The sequence below is a fragment of the Amycolatopsis sp. WQ 127309 genome, from assembly GCF_023023025.1.
Lineage (GTDB): Bacteria > Actinomycetota > Actinomycetes > Mycobacteriales > Pseudonocardiaceae > Amycolatopsis.
In genome coordinates this window covers 1,424,028-1,441,744 of the sequence record NZ_CP095481.1, presented here as the reverse complement: position 1 = coordinate 1,441,744, position 17,717 = coordinate 1,424,028, and the positions used below count along the sequence as shown (strand labels likewise).

Genomic DNA, 17,717 nt, shown 5'->3' with positions numbered 1-17,717 from the left:
CAACCCAACGGCGGCGGCGAGCGTCCTAAGCTGGACCGCGGGGAAATGCCGCGTGACGGTAAGACGTGAACACGGACAGTGAGGGGAGCCCGGCAGTGAACGGACTCGCGAGCGCGTTGCTCTCGCTAGCCCATTCCTTGTTCGGCCCGGGCTTCTGCCCCGGCGACTGGGTCTGGGCCACGAGTGCGGCGGGCGCGCTCGTCGCGTTGCTGCCGCCGATCGGCGCGCTCGTCGTCTCGATCATCCGCAAGGGCACCGGCAACCGGTACGACCTGACGACGCTGTCGGTGTTCGGCGTGATCGGCCTGCTCAGCACGCTGGTGCTGCCGTGGCTGCTGTCGAACGGCGTCTCGGGCGTCTACCGCATGGTGTTCGCCGGCCAGAAGTCCGGGCTGTCCGCGAGCGAGGTCGCGACGCTGAAGGGGCCCGGCGGCTGCTGGGTCGACTCGCAGGTCAACTACCTCGGCGGCCGGCAGACGGTCTTCGACGTGCTTTCCTCGGGCAGCACCGGCGCCGACGACCTCCCGTTCTTCGTGTACCTGCTGGCCTTCATCGTGCTGCCGGCCGGTTCGCTGCTGTTCGTGATGCTGCAGGGGCGCACGGCGTTCCGCCGCGGTCCGAAGTGGCCGTCGCGGTTCTTCTGGATCCCGTTCGTCGCGATGGCCTTGTTCAGCGTCGGCATGGAAGCGAACACCGCGCTGCACTTCTGGCTCGGGTTCCTGCCGTTCAGCGTGCTGGGCCTGATCCCGGTCGCGATGGTCGGCCCGCCGCCGTGGTCGGTGATCAACCGGCCGGACGTGCCGCCGCGCCGCGAGCAGGAGCCCTACCGGCCGCCGCAGCAGCCGCCGTCGCAGGTCCAGCCGCGGCCCACCCCGCCGCCGCCTCCGCCGCCCCCGATCAACAAGCCGTACCCGAAGACGGCGCTGGCGTCCGCGCCCGAGCCGCCCCCGATGGCGGGCGCGCTGGCCGCGGCACCGGGCCCGATCCCGCCGCCGCCCGGCTCGCGCAACGCCGGCGGCAGCCGCTACCGGCGCGTCAAGCAGCTCGGCGCCGGCGGCTTCGGCACGGTCTGGCAGGCCGTCGACACCCAGCTCAACCGCACGGTCGCGCTGAAGATCGCGCACGCGCCGGACCGCGACACCGCCGAGCGCATGCAGCGCGAGGCCCGCGCGCTGGCCGTCGTCAGCCACCCGAACTGCGTCAAGGTGTACGACCTGGCCGAGGAGCCCGACGGCCTCGCGCTGGTCATGGAGTACCTCGAGGGCCGGCCGCTGGCCGAGCTGGTCGACGGCCAGGGCCCGCTCGACGACATCGCCGCGGGCCGGCTGTGGGCGACCATGGCGGGCGCGCTCGCGGCCGCCCACGAGAAGGGCGTCCTGCACCGCGACATCAAGCCGTCGAACGTCGTGCTCGACCCCAGCGGCCTCGCCCACCTGATCGACTTCGGCATCGCCCGCAGCCAGGGCGACTCCAAGATGACGGCGACCGGCATGATGATCGGCACGCCGGACTTCGTCGCCCCGGAACAGGCGATGGGCGCCACGGCCTCACCGGCGTCCGACGCCTGGCAGCTGGCGGCGACGATCAGCTACGCACTGACGGGCCAGCCCCCACGCGGTACCCGCGAGACGCCGATGGCGGCGCTGATGGCCGCGGCCCGTGCGGAACCGGTGTCCCGGCTGCCGCAGCGCAGCGCCCACGCGCGGCTCTTGGCGGCATCGCTGGACCCGGAACCGCGACGCCGTCCGACGCTCAACTCGGTGCGGCGCGAGGTGGAGGGCTGGTTGTCGAGGGCGGGCAAGTCCCTGGACGGCCCGGTGACCCGGGTGGTCCCGCGCCAGCCGCACCGGTGACCACGGACGACGAGCGCGAAGCCCTCGCCAGGGACCTGTCCCGGCTGAGCCTGCCGGAACTGGACGACGTGCTTCGCCGAGTGCTGTCCCGGCATGCCGAGCGCGACGGCGTCATGCCGAGCACGTTGTGTCTTGCCGAGGTCGCGCGAACGCCGGGTGACACCGAACCGCCGCACGTGGAGGTCGTCGCCTGGCCGGAGCGGGACCACTACGACAGCGGCTTCGGTCCCAACCCCGGCCACTGGGAGCAGGGCGCTTGCCCCGCGTGTGGTCTCGAGGTGGCTTCGACGGCCAAGCGGGCGTTCTGCCCGCTCTGTGGCGCGACCTGCGGCCTGACCTAGCCCGGCTTCACGGCCGAGAAGATCACCAGCTCCTTCGGCCGCACCTCGACGTCCACCTGCTCGAACCCCGCCTTCGCCAGCCGCGCGGGGAACGTGCCCGCGTCGATGACGTTCATCGTGTCGCCGATGTGCAGCAGGCGGAACCGCAGGTTGAGCTGGCCGTCGCTGCCGCAGTACGTGCCGCCCGGGCGCAGGACCCGCGCGGCCTCGGCGAAGATCGCGTCCTGCAGCCGGTCGGTCGGCACGTGGTGCAGCATCGTGAAGCAGACGACCGCGGAGAACCGGCCGGACTCGAACGGCATCTCCGCGCCGCTGCCCTCGACGACGTCCGCGCGGGCGCCGTACTTCGCGCGCAGCAGCTCGGTCGACGCGGGGTCGATCTCCAGGACCGTCAGCTTCGGCACCACGTCCAGCAGCACCTTCGTCGTGGCGCCGAAGCCGGGGCCGATCTCGAGGACGTCGTCGCCCAGTTCTCGCTCGGCAAGCCACGGCGTCAGGCGCTCCTCGACCGTGTTCGCCCACTTCTCCGAGCTGCAGATCTTGCGGTGGATCAGGTTCATCGGCATGGCTCCGACGTTAGGGAGCCGCCGCGGTGACCGGTAGCCGATAGACTGACAACCGATGTCGCGAACCGGCCAATCCCACGCGATGCTGCTCGGCGAGGTCGACCTGCCGGCCGGCACCTGGTTCCCGTGGCACGAACACCCCGTCCACCAGCTCGTCTGGGCGGCCAGCGGGGTCATCGCGGTCAAGGCGGGCGACGCCGGCTGGGTCCTGCCGCCGACGCGCGCGCTGTGGATGCCCGCCGGCGTCCAGCACCGGACCGGCGCGCTCGGCAAAGCCGCGCTGCGCGGCATCTACGCGCACCCCGACCGCAGCCCGGTGTCGTGGCCGGAGCCGCGGCTGGTCGCCGTCCGGCCGCTGCTGCACGAGCTGCTGGAGTACCTGACCGGCGACGGCGTCGCACCGGAGGCGCGGCTGCGGGCCGAAGCCGTCGCGTTCGACCTGCTGGAACCACTCGACGTCGTGCCGATCGTGGTGCCGTCACCCGCCGACCCGCGGGCCCGGGACGTCGAGGCGGCGGTGCTGGCCGACCCGGCCGACCCGCGCGGCCTCGCCGAGTTCGGCCGGGACGTCGGCGCGGCCGAGCGCACGCTGGCGCGGATCTTCGTCCGCGAGTGCCGGATGCCGTTCGGGACGTGGCGCACCCAGGTGCGGCTGCGTGCGGCGCTGCCGTTGCTGGCGCAGGGAATCCCGCTGACGACGGTCGCGCACCGCGTCGGCTACAGCTCGGCGAGCGCGTTCGTCGCCGCGTTCCGGCGCGCGGTCGGCGTCACGCCGAGGGCGTACTTCGCGGGCTGAGCTACCGCCAGGACGGCAGCCAGCGTTCGGCTTCCCACTGGCCGGTCGTGATCGCGATGCCGTTGAGGATCGGCCACAGCCAGGCGAAGTTGGCCACGACGAGCCCGACGTACAGGCTGACGACGAGCAGACCGGTCCCGCGTCTTTCGAACCCGCGTTTCGCACTGCCCAGGATCTGGCCCAGGCACAACGTCAACCCCAGCACGAGGAACGCGGCCAGCGGCGTCGCGTAGAAGAAGTACATCTGCCGGTCGATGTTGGTGTACCAGAAGACGTAGCCGCCGAGGTAGCCGACGAGGACGGCGGCGTAGCGCCAGTCCGCGCGGAAGATCGAGCGCCAGGCCGACCAGGCGAGCATCGGGATGGCCAGCCACCACATCGCCGGCGTGCCGATCAGCATCGTCGCGCTGACGCAGCGGGACTCGCCGCAGCCGGTGACCTCGCCGTCGTAGCTGTAGAGCATCGGGCGCAGCCCCATCGGCCACGTCCAGGGCTTCGACTCCCACGGGTGCGGGTTGTCCTTGGGCGTGACCAGGGTTTCGTGGAAGTGCAGGACGTTCGCCGAGTAGTCGCCGAGCGAGCGCAGCGACGCCGGGATCCAGCCCCAGACGCCCGGCGCGATGTCCTTGATCTCGGTGTAGTGCCGGTCGGTCGCCGTCTCGCTGGCGAACCACGCCCAGTACGCGCCGAGGTACATCACGAGCGGGATGAGCAGGATCGCCCACAGCGCGGGCGCGACGTCCCGGCGGATCGTGCCCAGCCACGGCCGTTCGACGCCGGCCGCGCGCCGCGCCGCGACGTCGAACCCGACGCACAGCAGCCCGAACGCGACGATGTAGTAGAGCGCCGACCACTTGACGCCGAAGGTCAGGCCGATCATCAGCCCGGTCGCGAACCGCCACCAGCGGAAGCCGAGCTTCGGCCCCCAGACCGTCTCGTTGACCCAGCCCTCGCGGACGGCCGTCGCGAGCCTCGTGCGCACCTGGTCGCGGTCGACGAGCAGGCAGGCGAACGCGGCGAGCACGAACAGCGCGATGAAGATGTCGAGCATGCCCATCCGCGACTGCAGGTGCAGGACGCCGTCGCTGATCACCAGGATGCCGGCGATGGCGCCGAGCAGCGTGGACCGGGTGAGCCGGCGGGCGATGCGGATGGTCAGGAAGATGATGAGCGTGCCGGCCAGCGCGGGCATGATCCGCCAGCCCCAGCCGTTGTAGCCGAACAGCCACTCGCCGACCGCGATCAGCTGCTTGGCCAGCGGCGGGTGGACGACCAGCTCGTAGCCGTAGTTGTCCTCGTAACCGCCGTTGCGCAGCACCTGCCACGCCTGCGGGACGTAGTGCTTCTCGTCGAAGACCGGGCTGCCCTTGTCGGTCGGGCTGCCGAGGTTCTGCAGCCGGACGATGGCGCCGATCGCGGTGAGCACGATGGTCACGAGCCAGGCGCGCAGCCGGTCGTCCGGCATGCCGCGGCCGAGCAGGGTCGTCTCGCGGTCGGTCGGCGGCCGGAGCGCCTCGACCGGGCCCGGCCGGACGCTTTCGTCGTCGGGACGGGTCAGCACGGCGGTCACGGGGCGATCCTACGGGCGGGACAGGGCGTACGTCGTCCGGATCCGCCGACCCGCCTAGGCTGGCCGGGTGAGCTCATCGGTGACAACCGGCCGCTTGGTCCTGGCCGCTACCCCACTCGGCGACGTCCGCGACGCTTCGCCCCGCCTGGCGGAAGCGCTGGCCGAAGCCGACGTCGTGGCCGCTGAGGACACCCGCCGCTTCCGGTCGCTGGCCTCGGCCCTGGACATCACCCCACGCGGCCGCGTGGTGAGTTTCTACGAGGACGTCGAGACGGCGCGCCTGCCCAGGTTGCTCGAATCGTTACAGGCGGGCGAGACGGTGGTGCTGGTGACGGACGCCGGTATGCCCAGTGTGTCCGATCCGGGGTTCCGCCTGGTGGCGGCGTGCGTCGAAGCCGACATTCCGGTGACGTGCCTGCCGGGCCCGTCCGCGGTGACGACGGCGCTCGCTTTGTCCGGTTTGCCGTGCGACCGGTTCTGTTTCGAGGGTTTCGCGCCGCGCAAGCCGGGCGAGCGGACGAAGTGGCTCACGTCGCTGGTCTCCGAGCCGCGCACGGTGGTGTTCTTCGAGTCCCCGCACCGGCTGGCATCCCTGCTGTCGGACGCGGCCGCGACGCTGGGCGCGAACCGGCGCGCGGCGGTGTGCCGCGAGCTGACGAAGACGTACGAAGAGGTGAAGCGGGGCTCGTTGGCGTCGCTGGCGGAGTGGGCCGCGGACGGCGTGCGCGGCGAGATCACGGTGGTGCTGTCGGGCGCCGAGCCGCGTTCGGTGTCGGTGGCGGACCTGGTGGCGGAGGTGGCGGACCGGGTGGCTTCGGGCGAACGGTTGAAGTCCGCGGCGGCGGAGGTCGCGGAGGCGACCGGAGTGTCCAAAAAGGAACTGTACGACGCGGTGCTGGCGGCGCGGAAGTCCTGAGCCGGTGCCCATCTCGCCTGAGTTGCGTGCCGCGTTGCGCGCGCTGGGAAGGGCGCGGGACGAGAAGCCTGACGGCGGAGACCGCGCCGCGTGGCGCGAGCGGGTCGCGGAGGCCCTGGAGACGCTGGCGCCGTTGCTGATCTTCCCGGAAGACCGGCGCCGGGCGGCCGCGGAGGCTGCCGAAGCCCGAGCCGAGGCGGCACGAATCCGCGCATCGCGGCCAAGCGAATGACGCGCTCCGGGCTGGCGAGCATCGCGCCGACCGTGGCCGGGCGTTTGGTGAGCATGTCGCCGACGGCTCGCCGTGACCTCGTCGTCGAGGTCTGCCGGCTGGCGGTCGACCGGGCCGACTTGACGGATCCGCTGATCGACGTGGCCCTGGCGGCGAAGGGCAGCTCGACGCCGGCGGCGCGTCGCGAAATCCAGGCGCTGACCGAGCGGCTCGACGAGCAGGCCTGGGACATCCAGGACCAAGTGGACGCCGGTGCGGCCGCGGCCGAGGACTACGACCGCGCCTTCCGCCGGGCGCGGGCCGCAGCCGCGGTCGGGTTCGCGGCGGGCGAATCCCTCGAGTCCGCGTACGACGCCCTTTACGAGGCCTACTACGCGATCGGCGAGCACGAGACGTTCTTGCGTGCCGCGTCGACCTCGAAGGGCGCGTAGGCGTCCCGGGTCAAGTGAGCAGGGCCGTGACCGCGGCGTGGGCCTTCGACGCGTCCGGCGCGTCGCCGGTGATCACGTCCGTGTAGACGAACGACTCGCCGATCCGCACCAGCAGGTACGCCAGGTCCGGCACCGGCAACGGCGGCACGAGCCGGCCGGCCGTGACTTCGAGGTCCAGCAGCTCCACCAGCTTCGCCGTGGTCCGCTGCTGGCAGACGCTCGCCTTGGTCGTCAACAGCCGCAACGCGCGCTCCGGTTCTCGGCGCAGGAAGTCGCGGAACGGCGGTGCGTCGTTCGCGAACCGGACGTAGCCGCTCACGAAGTCCGCCACGCCCGCGGCGCCGCGGCCCACCGACGACGGCCACAGCCGGGCGATCGACGTCGAGGACAGGGACCACAGGATCTCGCCCAGCAGCTGGTCACGGCTGCCCACCCGGCGGTGCAGGGTCGCGCGGCTGATCGACAGCGCCGCCGCCAGCTCGCCCATGTCCACGCGGCGGCCGGCCAGGAACCAGTCGCGGGCCAGGTCGAAGGCAGTCAGTTCCGTTTTGATGAGCGCCAAGCTACCACGGCGTGAGACATATGCCAGAATGTCTCAACCACGACGGAGGGACGCAGATGCGCGCAGTGCAGGTGACCGAGTTCGGTGGACCCGAGGTGCTCACGCCCGTCGACCTGCCCGATCCGGTGGCCGGGCCCGGTGAGGTGCTGATCGACGTCGAGCGCGTCGGCGTCAACTACGCCGACACCCACCAGGCCGAGAACTCCTACCTCGCCCCGGCGAAGCTGCCGCTCGTGCCCGGTGGCGAGGTCGTCGGACGCACGCCGGACGGCAAGCGCGTCGTCGCGCTGCTCAACAGCGGTGGCGGGTACGCCGAAAAGGCCACCGCGCCCGAGGTCACCACCTTCCCGGTGCCCGACGGCATCGACGACCTGACCGCGCTGTCCATGCTGGTCCAGGGCGCGACCGCCTGGGTGCTGCTGCGCAAGAACGCGCACCTGGAGCCGGGCGAGTCCGTCGTCGTGCACGCGGCCGCCGGCGGGGTCGGGACGATCGCCGTGCAGCTCGCCAAGGCGTGGGGCGCGGGCCGCGTCATCGCCACCGCGAGCAACGACGAGAAGCGCGCGCTCGCCCTCGAACTCGGCGCCGACGTCGCGGTCGACTCGCGCGCCGAGGACATGACGGCGACGTTGCTGGAGGCCAACGGCGGCCGCCGCGTCGACGTCGTGCTCGACATGGTCGGCGGCAGGACGACCGACCAGAGCATCGCCGCGCTGGCGGCGTTCGGCCGGCTGGCGTTCTACGGCATGGCCGGGCGCGAGTCGCCGAAGCCGCTGGACCTGCGCAACATCCTCGGCCACAGCACGACGGTCAGCGGCATGTGGCTGCCGCACGTCTTCCGCCTGCCGGGCAACGTCTTCGGCACGGCGCTGACCGAGCTGTTCGACCTGGTCCTGGCGGGGAACCTCCGCGCGATCCCGGGCGGCGAGTACTCGTTGTCGGACGCCCGCAGCGCGCACGAGGCCCTGCGCTCCCGCGGCACGGTCGGCAAGCTCCTCCTCGACCCGACCAAGTAAAGCCGTGAAGGCCTCCTTTCCGGCCATAAGAGCCGGGAAGGAGGCCTTCACGGCTTTGAAGCCAGCAGGGCCTCCAGGGGTGCGGCCTTGTGGAGGCACTCCTGCCACTCCGCCTCCGGGTCCGAATCCGCCGTGATGCCGCCGCCGACGCCCAGGGTTATCGAGCCGTCCGCGATCTCGAACGTCCGGATCGCGACGTTCAGCTCCAGGCCCGCCGCCGGGGAAACCAGGCCGATGGCTCCCGTGTAGACGCCGCGGCCGGACGGCTCCAGCTCGGCGATCAGGTCCTGCGCGCGGATCTTCGGCGCGCCCGTCACCGAGCCCGGTGGGAACGTCGCCGCGAGCAGTGACGCGTCGGACACCGACGGGCCCAGCACGCCCGAGACCGTCGACTCCAGGTGCCACACCCCCGGCGCCGGGCGCACCCGCAGCAGCGACGGCACCGTCACCGAGCCCACCTCGCACACCCGGCCCAGGTCGTTGCGCACCAGGTCCGTGATCATCACGTTCTCCGCGACGTCTTTCGTGGACTGACGCAGTAGCGAAGCGTTCCCGGCGTCAAAGGGTCCGCGCCGGGGGAGTGTCCCCTTGATCGGCGTCGACCGCACCGAACGGCCGTGGCGCGCCAGGAACAGCTCCGGTGAGAACGACACGACCGAACCCCACGAACCCGACAGGAACGCCGCCCGGCGCGGGTTCAGCCGGGAGACGCCGGTGGCGAACAGCGCGGCCGGCGAGCCCGCGAACGAGCCCGTGAAGCGGGTGCAGATGTTCGCCTGGAACAGCTCCCCGGCCTCGATCGCGTGCACGCACGCCTTCACCGCGTCCCGGTGTTCCGAAGGCAGCGGACGTCGCAAGGGACCGGCCGTCCACGAAGGAGCCACCGGCGAAGAGTCCAACAGAGACTCCATTGTGGACACCGACGGGCCGCCGCCGTCCAGGGACTCCAGGTGGCAGGTGCCCGACGCCGACCAGCGCAGCACGTGGTCCGTCCAGCCCCACGCCGTCGCGGGCAGGGCGCCGCGCCGGCCCGACGGGTCCGCCGAGTCGTAGGACAGGTAGCCGAACCAGCCGCCGCCGACCACGCCGTGCGGGGCGTCCACCGGTGCGGGCCAGGACACCGGGCCCGGGGACACCTCGAGCGACGGCGCGATCACCGCGCGTGAGCCGAACCAGTCGCCCGACAGCATCGCGGGCGGTGGCAGGCCGCGGGCCCGGGCGTGCGCGGCGAGGACCAGGAGCGCGCGCGACGGCGTCACGTTCGTCCGGAGTGTCCTGCTCTGCACGCGCATGGCGACATTGTCACCGGTCCTACAGCAAAAGGTCGCCCAATGTGAACGGATACACGACGGCGTTCTGCTCCACCGGCCCGCTGATCCCCGGCACCCCCGGCGCGCACGCGTGCTGGTGGATGCCGAGCCGCGCGTGGAACCAGCCCGCCCGGCCCGGGATGCCGTTGTGCCGGATCAGCCACAGCACGACCTCGGAGTCGGCCCAGCGGTCGGGGTGCAGGCGCTGCTGCCAGCAGTCGTAGTCGGCGTAGATCAGCACCCGCTCGATCCGCGCCGCCTGCCGGACGTGCTTGATCCACAGCTTGATGAACCGGTCGTCGACGCTCGGCGCCGCCACCTCCAGCGCCGGGGCCAGCGACCCGGGCGAGAACGCGCCGAGCTTGCTCGCCGTCCGGACGAAGTGGTCGGCCTGGTCGTGCACCGCGCCGGGCCGCGCGTAGTGGCGGCCGCCGACGTGCAGCCCTGCTTCCTGCGCGCCGGCCAGGCTCCGCTCCGCGGCCGAGCTGCTCCAGTTGACGTTCTCGCTGATCGTCACCGAGACGAACTTGGCCTGCGCGCCGCGGACGGCCTGCCAGTCCGCGACGCGCTCGCGGTGGGACAGCGAGATGCCGAGTTCGGCTTCCGGCTCCGTCACAGTCCGCCCCCGGCGCGTAGATGAGAGCACACCATACGTCGCCGGGAGCGGACCCGCAGTCGCACCACACCGGGTTGATCAGGCGTTTTCGGTCAGGCGCTCTCTCGCTGGAACGTCCGCGTGCCCCACCACACCGCCAGCACCGCGAGCGCCGGCACGACGACGCTCCCGGTGAGCCGGCAGGCGACCCGGTCCGGGCCGCCGTCGCCCGGCTCGACGTCGGCCCACTTGTCCGCCGACCAGCTCAGCAGCACGCGCCGCACCTGGTAGCCGTGCGCGCGGCCGTACACGCGCACGGCCCCGAGCACGAGCAGACGCGTCGCGGACGACCTGGCCTCCTGTACCTGCCGAAATCGCCTTGGGTGGCATCCGTAGGCTAATAAGGTATGAGCACCCCAGTGTTGACTGCGGTGGCCTGGCCCTACGCCAACGGCCCCCGCCACATCGGCCACGTGTCCGGATTCGGCGTCCCGTCCGACGTCTTCTCCCGCTACCAGCGAATGGCCGGCAACCGGGTGCTCATGGTGTCCGGCACCGACGAACACGGCACGCCGATCACCGTCCAGGCCGACAAGGAAGGCCTCACCTCCCAGCAGACCGCCGACAAGTACACCCGCCAGATCGGCAACGACCTGCAGGGCCTCGGCCTGTCCTACGACCTGTTCACCCGGACCACCACCGGCAACCACGCCGACGTGACGCAGCAGATCTTCCTGGCGCTGCACCGCAACGGCTACGTCGTGCCGAAGACCACGCGCGGCGCGATCAGCCCGTCCACCGGCCGCACGCTGCCCGACCGCTACGTCGAGGGCACCTGCCCGATCTGCGGGTACGACGGCGCGCGCGGTGACCAGTGCGACAACTGCGGCAACCAGCTCGACGCCGCGGAGCTGATCAACCCGAAGTCGCGGATCAACGGCGAGACGCCCAAGTTCGTCGAGACCGAGCACTACTTCCTCGACCTCCCGGCGTTCACCAAGACCCTCGGCGACTGGCTCTCGACCAAGACCGACTGGCGCCCGAACGTCCTCAACTTCACCAAGAACCTGATCGACGACATGCGGCCCCGGCCGATCACCCGCGACCTCGACTGGGGCGTCAAGATCCCGCTCGACGGCTGGAGCGACCAGCCGATGAAGCGGTTCTACGTCTGGTTCGACGCGGTGATCGGCTACTTCTCGGCCAGCGTCGAGTGGGCACGGCGCTCCGGGAACCCGGACGCGTGGCAGGAGTGGTGGACCAACCCCGACGCGCGGTCCTACTACTTCATGGGCAAGGACAACATCACCTTCCACGCCCAGATCTGGCCGGCGCTGCTGTTCGGCCACAACGGCGAAGGCGACAAGGGCGGCGAGGCCGGCAAGTACGGCAAGCTGCACCTGCCGGACGAGATCGTCTCCAGCGAGTTCCTCACCATGAGCGGCTCGAAGTTCTCGACCTCGCGCGGGCGCGTCATCTACGTCGAGGACTTCCTGCGCGACTTCGGCCCGGACACGCTGCGGTACTTCATCTCGGTCGCCGGCCCGGAGACCCAGGACACCGACTTCACCTGGGACGAGTTCGTCCGCCGGACCAACTTCGAGCTGGCCAACGAGTGGGGCAACCTGGTCAACCGGTCCATCTCGATGGCGCACAAGAACGTCGGCGCGATCCCGCGCCCGGAGGCGCCGGCCCCGGCCGACGAAGAGCTGAAGGCGTTGTCCCGCAAGGCGTTCGACACCGTCGGGGCGCACCTGGCCCGGTCGCGGTTCAAGCAGGCGGCCGGCGAGGCGATGCGCGTCGTCACGGCGGCGAACAAGTACCTGTCGGACCAGGAGCCGTGGAAGCTCAAGGACGACCCGGCGCGCCGCGACAGCGTGCTGCACACCGCGCTGCAGGTCGTCAGCGACGCCAACACGCTGCTGACGCCGTTCCTGCCGCACTCGGCCCAGAAGATCCACGAGGCCCTCGGCGGCACCGGCGTGTGGGCCGCGCAGCCGGAGCTCAAGGAGGTCGAGGACCTCGACATCGCCGGGCGGGTCAACCCGATCCTCACCGGTGACTACGCGGCGGAGCAGGCGAAGTGGGAGTCGAAGCCGATCGAGGTCGGCGTCCCGCTCGCCAAGCCGTCGCCGCTGTTCACGAAGCTCGACCCGGAACTCGGGGAGACCGGCCCCGAGTGGGCCCCGATCACGAAGTAAGAGGTACGCGAGTTGGGTGACGAGAAGCGCGAACTGCCGCCGGTCCCGGACCGGCTCCCGGTGGCGGTGGTGGACGCGCACACCCACCTCGACGCGTGCGGCGCGGTCACCGCGGCCGATGTGACGGCCATGGTCGACCGCGCCGAGCGCGCGGGCGTCGCGCGCGTGGTGACGGTGGCCGACGACCTCGCCTCCGCCCGCTGGGCGGCCGAGGCGGCGACGTGGGACCGGCGGGTCTGGGCCGCGGTCGCGGTCCACCCGACGCGGACCAAGGCCTTCGGCGACGCCGAGAAGGCCGAAGTGGAGCGCCTGGCGGGCCAGGACCGCGTGGTCGCCGTCGGCGAGACCGGCCTCGACTACTACTGGGACTACTCGCCCCACGACGCCCAGCAGGACGCCTTCCGCTGGCACATCGACCTCGCGAAGCGGCTCGGCAAGCCGCTGATGATCCACGACCGCGAGGCCCACGAGGACGTATTGCGCATTCTGGTCGAAGAGGGTGCGCCGAATGCCGTAATCTTCCATTGTTTTTCCGGCGACGCGGAAATCGCGCGGCGCTGCATCGACGCCGGTTACGTGCTTTCGTTCGCCGGCACCGTGACGTTCAAGAACGCCAAGGGGCTCCACGACGCGGCGCGGCTCTGCCCGCCCGACGGTTACCTCGTCGAGACCGACGCGCCGTTTCTGACCCCCCACCCCTTCCGTGGACGGCCGAACGAGCCGTACGGCGCCGCTTACACCGTCCGTCACCTCGCGGCGCTCAGGGGCGAAGCTGTCCACGAGGTCGCCGAAGCCGTCCGGACCACGGCCGAGCGGATCTACCGACTCCCCAGTGTCACAACGGGTTGAACGCATTGCGACAACCGGGTTCCATGATCGCCCACTCGATGGAGTGACCCAGATCACGACACTCCGGGGGGTGTTTGCGCAACCCGGCGGGACCCGTTACTGTCCCGTGATCGTGCCGGTCGGTACTGCACCATGCAGTTGCCGGCTGTTACGCCCTCAGTCACGTCAGTGCACGTCGGGGAAGCGGAACCGGGTGGTACGACCGGGACCGTGACGATGGCGCCGGCTGCGGGCCCAGACGTAAAGATGCCGCCCCGAACGGTGTCTTGGGAAAGGGAACGACCCGGTGACAGGTAGCAGACAGGCTGGAGCACGCTCCGCCGCCGTCCTCGACCGCAATTACTTCGAGGACACCGCGTACGGCCAGCTCGACTTTTCTGACGACCCGAACATCACGCAGCAGGACATCCTCGCCGCGCTCGGCCCCGACGCCGACGCGATGATGGCGTCGATCGACGTCGACGTCGACGAGCTGATCCGCCTCATCAACGCCGAGACCACGTACCTCCCGCCGATCGTCATCCCGGATGGGATCGAGGCGGACCGGACCGCGTCCCCGCAGGCCAAGAAGGCCTTGATGGACGAGAGCATCCGGCAGACGTCCAAGGTCTGGAAGCGCCGCTTCCTCAAGGGCGCCGTCCTCGGCGTCATGATCAGCATCGCCGGCGGCGGCGCGGCCGCGCTGGCGATGAACAAGAGCGTCACCGTCGACGTCGACGGCCAGCAGACCACCGTGCACTCGTTCGGCGACACCGTCGGCGAGGTGCTGGAGGACGCGGGCCTGTCCGTCGGCGCGCACGACTCGCTCTCCCCGTCCCCGCAGGCCGAGGTCGGCGACGGCGGCGTCATCAAGCTCGAGCGCGGCCGCCAGCTGAAGCTGGTCGTGGACGGCGCCGAGCGCACCTCCTGGGTCCGCGCGACCCACCTGGGCGACGCCCTGTCCCAGCTCGGCATGCAGCAGGCCGAGCAGGCCGGCACGTGGATGTCGATGCCGAAGGACGGCGAACTGCCGCTCGAGGGCGCGACCGTCCAGATCAAGACGCTCAAGCACCTCACGCTCTTCGACGGTGCGAACGAGCCGAAGCAGGTCACGACGACTGCCGTCACGACGAAGGAGTTCCTGGGCGAGTACAAGCTCACCCTGGGCCCGGAGGACGCGGCCGAAGGCGGCCTGGACGTCAAGCTGACCGACGGCGCCGAGGTCCACATCAGCCGCACCGGCGTCTCGATGGTCAACCAGAAGGAGACCATCGACCCGCCCGAGCAGAAGGTCGACGACCCGGACCTCGACAAGGGCAAGACCCAGGTCGAGGATCCGGGTACGCCCGGCGAGAAGATGGTGACCTACAAGGTCACGCAGAAGAACGGCAAAGAGGTCTCGCGGCAGTCGATGTCGGAGCAGGTGATCACTCCGGCCAAGCCGAAGATCATCCACGTCGGCACCAAGAAGGCCGCGACCCCCGACATCGGCGACGGCTCCGCGTGGGACCGCATCGCGCAGTGCGAGTCGGGCGGCAACTGGGCCATCAACACCGGCAACGGTTACTACGGCGGCCTCCAGTTCGACAAGCAGACCTGGAACGCCTACGGCGGCTCCCAGTACGCGGCGCTGCCGAACCAGGCTTCGCGTGAAGAGCAGATCGCGGTGGCGGAGAAGGTCCGCGCCGGACGCGGCGGCAGCTACAGCGCCTGGCCGGTCTGCGGCAAGAAGGCCTGACTTCCTTTCCGAAACGGCCCCCGCCTAGCGGCGGGGGCCGTTTCGCGTGTCCGGATCACGCGAGATCCGCCTCCAATCACGCGAGTCACGGGTCTGATCACGCGAGTCACGGGTCTGATCACGTCGGTTCCGCCTGTGATCACGTGTGTCGACCGCTCAATCACGCGTGTCGGCCTGCTGATCACGCGAGTTGACTCTCCGATCACGTGAGCCGACCCTCTGGGGACGCGAGCCGACCGTCCGGGTACGTGGGTCGACCCGCTGGGTACGTGGGTCGACTGGCTGGGTAGGTGGGTCGACTGGCTGGGTACGTGGGTCGACCCGCTGGGTGTGGGACTCCGGGCGGGTGTGCAGAGGGGGCCGGGTTGTCCTGGGTAGGCTCGTCCGGTGGTTGAACTGTTGGGACCTGCCGAGATCCGCGGGCTGGCGGCCGAGCTGGACGTGCGGCCGACCAAGAAGCTCGGGCAGAACTTCGTGCACGATCCCAACACCGTGCGGCGGATCGTCGACCTCGCGCACCTCGGGCCGGACGACGTCGTCCTCGAGGTCGGGCCCGGGCTCGGGTCCCTGACGCTCGGGCTGCTCGCCGCCGGGGCGCGGGTCGTGGCCGTCGAGATCGATCGCAAGCTCGCCGAACGGCTGCCGAAGACCGTCGCCGAACGCGGGCCGGACGTCGCGGGCCGGCTGGACGTCCTCGAGGCCGACGCCATGCGCGTCTCGAACGCCGACCTGCCCGCCGCGCCCACCGCGCTCGTGGCCAACCTGCCCTACAACGTCGCCGTGCCGGTCGTGCTGCACCTGCTCGCCGAGGTGCCCTCCCTCAAGTCCGGCCTCGTGATGGTCCAGACCGAGGTCGCCGACCGGATGGCCGCGGGCCCGGGCAGCCGGATCTACGGCGTCCCGAGCGTCAAGCTCGCCTGGTACGGCCCGGCGCGCAAGGTCGCCGCGGTGCCACGCTCGGTGTTCTGGCCGGTACCCAACGTCGATTCCGCGCTCGTCGCGTTCGAGCGCGGGGAGACGCCGGCGTCCGAGGACCGGGATCGGCTGTTCGGTCTCGTGGACGCCGCGTTCTCACAACGCAGGAAGACCCTCCGCGCCGCGCTCGCCGGCTGGGCGGGGTCGGCCGAGCGGGCCGGCGAGCTGCTGGTGGCCGCCGGGATCGACCCGAAGACCCGCGGTGAGCAGCTGGACGTGCACGACTTCGCCCGGCTCGCCGCCGTCCGGTGACACGTCCTCAGTGGAACTGACGGTGCCCGCCGACGCCGGAGCGTGCGCGTCGCGGCGAAATAAGTCTTCCTGAGTGCTGTTCCCGCGATTCGGACACCTCCAGTCGTGTGATCTGGCCCAACAGGCTTGCTTTCGCTCCTCGGGATCGGTTTTACTCAGTACGTCCATCCCGAGCGACTGAGAGACCTGGCTCGCCGAAGTCGCAGCAACCACCCTCCGCAGGGCAGGTGCTACCGCCAGGACCGATGGAGGCCGTCCCGATGAAGAGGGTTGCTCGCCCGCTGCTGCTGACCAAACGCCGCGTTGTCGACGAGGGTCGCCGCTCCGTGACCGCATGTCGACGCTCCAACTGAGCTTGCTCGACCCGTCACACCTCTTCTTCATGCACCGTCCATAGAGGACGGACACTCGCTTGCGGCCGGACGCGCTTCTCTGCGCGCCCCGTTTTCTGGAGCCTTCGTGATCACCGTCGAAAACCTGTCCAAGTCCTTTGCCCTCAACGGAAATCCGGTCGTCGCGCTGCGCGATGTGAGCGTCGACGTCCAGGCCGGCTCACTGTTCGGCGTGGTCGGCCCGGCCGGTTCCGGCAAGTCCGTCCTCGCCCGGTGCATCGCGCTGCAGGAGCGGCCGGACCGCGGTGTCGTCCGGCTCGACGGCCTCAACACCGGCACCCTCGACGGCCGCCGGCTCCGCGAGATCCGCCGCCAGCTCGGCGTCGTCGGCACCAAGCCGGAGCTGATCGCCGAGCGCACCATCGCCGGCAACATCGCGTCCCCGCTGGAGCAGCTGGGCGTCGACGGCCCGCAGCGCCGCAGCAAGGTCGGCTCGCTGCTCGACCTCGTCGGCCTGACCCCGCGCGCCGCGCAGCGTCCCGGCGAGCTCACCGAGGGGCAGCTCCGCCGCGTCGCCGTCGCGAAGGCGCTGGCCGCGGCCCCCGCTGTGCTGCTCGCCGACGACCCGACCGCCGGGATCGACCCGGAGGAGGCCGGCGCGGTGCTCACCGTGCTCGACCGGGCCCGCGCCGAACTGGGCGTCACCATCGTGATCACGACGCCGGACGCGAGCGTCGTCCGCCGGGTGTGCGACGACGTCGCAGTGCTCGAAGACGGCACCGTCGTCGAGCGTGGCTCCGTGCTCGACCTGATCTCGAACCCGGTCAGCCGCACCGCGCAGGCGCTGCTGCCCGCCATCGAGACCACCCGCTCGCAGTCCTCGCGCTACGACCGCTCGGTCGACGTCGTGCTGGTCGGCTTCGCTTCGGTCGGCGCGCTGCTGCCCGAGGCCGCGGGCCGCTTCGACGTCGAGTTCGCCACCATCGGCGGCGGCCTGACCCGGATCGGCGACACCCCGGTCGGCCGGTTCCGCCTCGGCGTCCGCGGCGAGCGGGCCGACGCGGCGCTGGCGTGGGTCGCCGAGCGCGGCGGCCACGTCACCCACACCGCGCGCGGCCCCCAGGGCGTCGCCGCGGCCTGACCCCGAACGTCCGTGAAGGCCTCCTTACCGGCTCTTATGGCCGGTAAGGAGGCCTTCACGGC

The 17,717-nt window shown here is 71.2% G+C and carries 17 protein-coding genes, 2 pseudogenes and 1 riboswitch; of the genes and pseudogenes, 12 read left to right on the top strand and 7 right to left on the bottom strand.

Annotated features, from left to right (window positions below; all coding sequences use genetic code 11):
- Positions 1-95: 95 nt before the first annotated feature.
- Both MUY22_RS06210 and MUY22_RS06205 read left to right on the top strand, forming a co-directional pair.
- The gene (locus tag MUY22_RS06210; protein ID WP_247057992.1) at positions 96-1,853 is read left to right on the top strand and encodes a serine/threonine-protein kinase; all 1,758 of its coding nucleotides are present in this window, start codon (positions 96-98) and stop codon (positions 1,851-1,853) included.
- Positions 1,850-2,194, top strand: a complete 345-nt coding sequence (locus MUY22_RS06205) for a hypothetical protein (protein ID WP_247057990.1) — start codon at positions 1,850-1,852, stop codon at positions 2,192-2,194. The genes MUY22_RS06210 and MUY22_RS06205 overlap by 4 nt, the downstream gene beginning before the upstream one ends.
- On the opposite strand, the gene MUY22_RS06200 is transcribed toward MUY22_RS06205, so the two are convergent.
- A complete protein-coding gene (locus MUY22_RS06200; RefSeq protein WP_247057988.1) occupies positions 2,191-2,760 on the bottom strand; it encodes a class I SAM-dependent methyltransferase in 570 nt (189 codons plus the stop codon). The genes MUY22_RS06205 and MUY22_RS06200 overlap by 4 nt on opposite strands.
- 82 nt (positions 2,761-2,842) lie before the next feature.
- Between MUY22_RS06200 and MUY22_RS06195 the strand changes: the two genes are divergently transcribed.
- Positions 2,843-3,556, top strand: coding sequence for a helix-turn-helix transcriptional regulator (locus MUY22_RS06195; protein ID WP_247063682.1), 714 nt, complete (start codon positions 2,843-2,845; stop codon positions 3,554-3,556).
- A 1-nt stretch (position 3,557) separates the two neighbouring features.
- Here the strand turns inward: MUY22_RS06195 and MUY22_RS06190 are convergent, their stop codons facing one another.
- Positions 3,558-5,126, bottom strand: coding sequence for a dolichyl-phosphate-mannose--protein mannosyltransferase (locus MUY22_RS06190; RefSeq protein WP_247057986.1), 1,569 nt, complete (start codon positions 5,124-5,126; stop codon positions 3,558-3,560).
- Positions 5,127-5,205: 79 nt separating this feature from the next.
- On the opposite strand from MUY22_RS06190, the gene rsmI reads away from it, so the two are divergent.
- Genes rsmI through MUY22_RS06175 form a run of 3 tightly spaced genes read left to right on the top strand, consistent with a single transcriptional unit; the run spans position 5,206 to position 6,705 of the window.
- The gene (gene rsmI, locus MUY22_RS06185) at positions 5,206-6,042 is read left to right on the top strand and encodes a 16S rRNA (cytidine(1402)-2'-O)-methyltransferase (RefSeq protein WP_247063680.1); all 837 of its coding nucleotides are present in this window, start codon (positions 5,206-5,208) and stop codon (positions 6,040-6,042) included.
- 4 nt (positions 6,043-6,046) lie between these two features.
- Positions 6,047-6,274: a hypothetical protein gene (locus MUY22_RS06180; protein WP_247057984.1), complete on the top strand. Its 228-nt coding sequence runs from the start codon at positions 6,047-6,049 to the stop codon at positions 6,272-6,274.
- Positions 6,271-6,705 (top strand): hypothetical protein, encoded by a 435-nt coding sequence (locus tag MUY22_RS06175; protein WP_247057982.1) that lies wholly within the window; start codon positions 6,271-6,273, stop codon positions 6,703-6,705. Before MUY22_RS06180 ends, MUY22_RS06175 begins: the two co-directional genes overlap by 4 nt.
- Positions 6,706-6,715: 10 nt before the next feature.
- On the opposite strand, the gene MUY22_RS06170 is transcribed toward MUY22_RS06175, so the two are convergent.
- Entirely contained in the window at positions 6,716-7,192 is a 477-nt protein-coding gene (locus tag MUY22_RS06170) for a QsdR family transcriptional regulator (RefSeq protein WP_326951666.1), read from the bottom strand.
- Between the two features lie 131 nt (positions 7,193-7,323).
- On the opposite strand from MUY22_RS06170, the gene MUY22_RS06165 reads away from it, so the two are divergent.
- Positions 7,324-8,283: an NADPH:quinone oxidoreductase family protein gene (locus tag MUY22_RS06165; RefSeq protein ID WP_247057977.1), complete on the top strand. Its 960-nt coding sequence runs from the start codon at positions 7,324-7,326 to the stop codon at positions 8,281-8,283.
- A 47-nt stretch (positions 8,284-8,330) separates the two neighbouring features.
- Here MUY22_RS06165 and MUY22_RS06160 read toward each other — a convergent pair whose 3' ends face one another.
- The 4 genes and pseudogenes from MUY22_RS06160 to MUY22_RS06150 all read right to left on the bottom strand — a co-directional run.
- A complete protein-coding gene (locus tag MUY22_RS06160) occupies positions 8,331-9,575 on the bottom strand; it encodes an aminodeoxychorismate synthase component I (RefSeq protein WP_247057975.1) in 1,245 nt (414 codons plus the stop codon).
- Between the two features lie 19 nt (positions 9,576-9,594).
- Positions 9,595-10,209: a glycoside hydrolase family 25 protein gene (locus MUY22_RS06155; RefSeq protein WP_247057973.1), complete on the bottom strand. Its 615-nt coding sequence runs from the start codon at positions 10,207-10,209 to the stop codon at positions 9,595-9,597.
- Positions 10,210-10,301: 92 nt separating this feature from the next.
- A pseudogene (locus MUY22_RS49705) lies at positions 10,302-10,382 on the bottom strand (ABC transporter permease); the annotation flags it as partial.
- A pseudogene (locus tag MUY22_RS06150) lies at positions 10,380-10,523 on the bottom strand (PadR family transcriptional regulator); the annotation flags it as partial. The pseudogenes MUY22_RS06150 and MUY22_RS49705, both read right to left, overlap by 3 nt.
- A gap of 72 nt (positions 10,524-10,595) precedes the next feature.
- Here MUY22_RS06150 and metG point away from each other — a divergent pair.
- The 5 genes from metG to MUY22_RS06125 all read left to right on the top strand — a co-directional run bounded on the left by metG (position 10,596) and on the right by MUY22_RS06125 (position 17,655).
- Positions 10,596-12,389: a methionine--tRNA ligase gene (metG, locus tag MUY22_RS06145; RefSeq protein WP_247057971.1), complete on the top strand. Its 1,794-nt coding sequence runs from the start codon at positions 10,596-10,598 to the stop codon at positions 12,387-12,389.
- A 12-nt stretch (positions 12,390-12,401) separates the two neighbouring features.
- Complete coding sequence (locus MUY22_RS06140; RefSeq protein WP_247057969.1) at positions 12,402-13,238, top strand: TatD family hydrolase; 837 nt, start codon at positions 12,402-12,404, stop codon at positions 13,236-13,238.
- 286 nt (positions 13,239-13,524) lie between these two features.
- Positions 13,525-14,955 carry a resuscitation-promoting factor gene (locus MUY22_RS06135; RefSeq protein WP_247057967.1) on the top strand — a complete coding sequence of 477 codons (1,431 nt, stop codon included), beginning with the start codon at positions 13,525-13,527 and terminating at the stop codon, positions 14,953-14,955.
- Between the two features lie 387 nt (positions 14,956-15,342).
- Positions 15,343-16,182 (top strand): 16S rRNA (adenine(1518)-N(6)/adenine(1519)-N(6))-dimethyltransferase RsmA, encoded by an 840-nt coding sequence (gene rsmA, locus MUY22_RS06130; protein ID WP_247057964.1) that lies wholly within the window; start codon positions 15,343-15,345, stop codon positions 16,180-16,182.
- Positions 16,183-16,343: 161 nt separating this feature from the next.
- Positions 16,344-16,434, top strand: a riboswitch (SAM riboswitch).
- Positions 16,435-16,641: 207 nt separating this feature from the next.
- Positions 16,642-17,655 carry a methionine ABC transporter ATP-binding protein gene (locus MUY22_RS06125; protein ID WP_247057962.1) on the top strand — a complete coding sequence of 338 codons (1,014 nt, stop codon included), beginning with the start codon at positions 16,642-16,644 and terminating at the stop codon, positions 17,653-17,655.
- Positions 17,656-17,717 lie beyond the last annotated feature (62 nt).

Excerpts from the sequence above, each read along its gene's own strand:
- MUY22_RS06200 (WP_247057988.1), bottom strand. The coding sequence starts at position 2,760 with ATGCCGATGAACCTGATCCACCGCAAGATCTGCAGCTCGGAGAAGTGG.
- MUY22_RS06195 (WP_247063682.1), top strand. The coding sequence starts at position 2,843 with ATGCTGCTCGGCGAGGTCGACCTGCCGGCCGGCACCTGGTTCCCGTGG.
- MUY22_RS06175 (WP_247057982.1), top strand. The coding sequence starts at position 6,271 with ATGACGCGCTCCGGGCTGGCGAGCATCGCGCCGACCGTGGCCGGGCGT.
- MUY22_RS06170 (WP_326951666.1), bottom strand. The coding sequence starts at position 7,192 with ATGGGCGAGCTGGCGGCGGCGCTGTCGATCAGCCGCGCGACCCTGCAC.
- MUY22_RS06165 (WP_247057977.1), top strand. The coding sequence starts at position 7,324 with ATGCGCGCAGTGCAGGTGACCGAGTTCGGTGGACCCGAGGTGCTCACG.
- MUY22_RS06160 (WP_247057975.1), bottom strand. The coding sequence starts at position 9,575 with ATGCGCGTGCAGAGCAGGACACTCCGGACGAACGTGACGCCGTCGCGC.
- metG (WP_247057971.1), top strand. The coding sequence starts at position 10,596 with ATGAGCACCCCAGTGTTGACTGCGGTGGCCTGGCCCTACGCCAACGGC.